Origin of the sequence: Streptomyces sp. MS191 (assembly GCF_008042125.1) — a bacterium.
Lineage (GTDB): Bacteria > Actinomycetota > Actinomycetes > Streptomycetales > Streptomycetaceae > Streptomyces.
This window is the reverse complement of the sequence record NZ_RDBI01000082.1, coordinates 1-1,705: the sequence shown is the minus strand read 5'-3', so window position 1 is coordinate 1,705 and position 1,705 is coordinate 1. Positions and strand designations below refer to the sequence as shown.

The window sequence follows — 1,705 nt, the reverse complement described above, 5'->3', positions numbered from 1 at the left end:
GGGAGAAGGCGGTGTCCAGGCGGTCCAGGGTGCCGTCGGCGAGGAAGGCGGTGAGCTCCTCCTCGTAGAGGAAGTCGGTCGCGCGGTGCTGCTCTCCGAAGAAGAGCCAGTTCGGCGCCCGGTGGCCGAGGGCGCGGCGCTCCTCGAGGAAGCCGAGGAAGGGGGCCACGCCCGTGCCCGGCCCGATCATCACCATCGGGGTGCCGGGGTCGGCCGGGGGACGGAAGTGCGCGGCCCGGCGCCGGCAAGGAGGTCCGCCGGTTCACCTTCGACACGAGCGAGAGCGGCACACCCCTCGGCTACGAGGCGGGGGACGCCCTCGGCGTCCAGCCGGTCAACTGCCCCGAGCTCGTCGCCGAGTGGCTGGCCGTCACCGGACTCGACGCCGGAGCCACGGTCGAACTCCCCGGGCTGGACCCCGTCCCGCTCGGCGAGGCCCTGCACCGCCACCTCGACATCACCCGCCTCACCCCCGCCCTGCTCGGGTTCGTCACCGAACGGACCGAGGACCGCGACCTCAAGCGCCTGCTGCGCCCCGACAACAAGGACGGCCTCGCCCAGTGGTCCTGGGGCCGGCAGGCCGTGGACGTGATCGCCGAGCATCCCGTACGGGCCGGCGCGCAGGAGTGGGCCGACGTGCTCGGCCGCCTCCAGCCGCGTCTGTACTCGATATCCTCCAGCCCCCTCACGGACCCGCACCGGGTCTCCCTGACGGTCTCCGTGGTCCGCTACGAGAACCTGCGCGGCAGGTCCCGCAAGGGCGTCTGCTCCCCCTTCCTGGCCGACGCCGAGCAGGACGCCGTGGTCCCGGTCTCCGTGCGCCGGGCCGCGCACTTCCGTCCCCCGGCCGACCCCGGCACCCCGATGGTGATGATCGGGCCGGGCACGGGCGTGGCCCCCTTCCTCGGCTTCCTCGAGGAGCGCCGCGCCCTCGGCCACCGGGCGCCGAACTGGCTCTTCTTCGGAGAGCAGCACCGCGCGACCGACTTCCTCTACGAGGAGGAGCTCACCGCCTTCCTCGCCGACGGCACCCTGGACCGCCTGGACACCGCCTTCTCCCGGGACCAGCGCGCCAAGATCTACGTCCAGGACCGGATGCGGGAGCACGGCCCGCAGCTGTGGTCCCGGCTCCGGTCCGGCGCCCACCTCTACGTCTGCGGCGACGCCGCGCGGATGGCGAAGGACGTCGACCGGGCGCTGCGGGACATCGCCGTCGCGCACGGCGGCCACGACCAGGAGTCGGCGGCGGCGTACGTCAAACAGCTCGCCGCCGAGAAGCGGTACGTCCGGGACGTCTACTGAGCCTCCCGAGGGGCCGCGCGCCCGCTCAGGCAGGGGCGCCGGCGTCCGCGGCGGCCACGGGTGTCACCGGGGACAGCCGCGGGCGCTTCGCCGTGCGCCCGTCGCCGGAGGAGCGGCCGCGCAGCCGGCGGCCCAGCCAGGGCCCCAGGAATCCGGCCGCCCAGCGGACGTCGGCCAGCGCCGCGCGCGGGCCGGTCGGGGCGGGGAACTCGGGCGCGCGGCCCCTCGGGAGGCTCAGTAGACGTCCCGGACGTACCGCTTCTCGGCGGCGAGCTGTTTGACGTACGCCGCCGCCGACTCCTGGTCGTGGCCGCCGTGCGCGACGGCGATGTCCCGCAGCGCCCGGTCGACGTCCTTCGCCATCCGCGCGGCGTCGCCGCAGACGTAGAGGTGGGCGCCGGAC

General features: G+C 75.0%; 3 pseudogenes. 1 reads left to right on the top strand and 2 read right to left on the bottom strand.

The annotated features are described in order from the left end of the window. Nucleotides 1-190 (bottom strand): annotated as a pseudogene (locus tag EAO71_RS34855) (diflavin oxidoreductase); the annotation flags it as partial. 41 nt (nt 191-231) lie between these two features. On the opposite strand from EAO71_RS34855, the pseudogene EAO71_RS34850 reads away from it, so the two are divergent. Then, nucleotides 232-1,302, top strand: a pseudogene (locus EAO71_RS34850) (diflavin oxidoreductase); the annotation flags it as partial. A gap of 25 nt (nt 1,303-1,327) precedes the next feature. Here the strand turns inward: EAO71_RS34850 and EAO71_RS39435 are convergent. Next, nucleotides 1,328-1,516 (bottom strand): annotated as a pseudogene (locus EAO71_RS39435) (SGNH/GDSL hydrolase family protein); the annotation flags it as partial. Nucleotides 1,517-1,705 lie beyond the last annotated feature (189 nt).